A 389-nucleotide genomic window follows, 5' to 3' on the forward strand; every position below is an offset into this window, starting at 1 on the left:
ACTCTTGGCACTGCCGGATCGCTTGAACAACTGAGCCCTGCTGATCTGGCAAAACAGTATCGACGGATTCTGGCGCGCGGCGGATTGACGATCGGCATGGTCGGCGCGATCGATGCCGAAACGCTTGCACCGATCCTGGACGAGGTCTTTGCAGGCCTGCCGGAGGAGGCCGACCTTGTGCCGGTCGCCGAGCTGGATCCCGCTCTCGGCCGCACCATCAACGACGACCTTGCCGTGCCCCAGACGACGATCCTGCTGGGTCTGCCGGGCCTGAAACGGAACGATCCCGATTACCAGGCGGCCTACGTCATGAACCACATTCTGGGTGGCGGCACGTTCACCTCATGGATGTACCAGGAAGTGCGCGAAAAGCGCGGCCTGTCCTACAG

1 protein-coding gene is annotated in these 389 nt (G+C 62.5%); it reads left to right on the plus strand.

Features of this window, described 5'->3' with window-relative positions; translation table 11 throughout:
• The coding region (locus FMN52_RS00035) for an insulinase family protein (protein ID WP_148606701.1) at positions 1-389 on the plus strand (389 nt) is incomplete at both ends.

The organism is Marinobacter sp. BW6, assembly GCF_008107725.1.
Taxonomy (GTDB): Bacteria; Pseudomonadota; Gammaproteobacteria; order Pseudomonadales; family Oleiphilaceae; genus Marinobacter.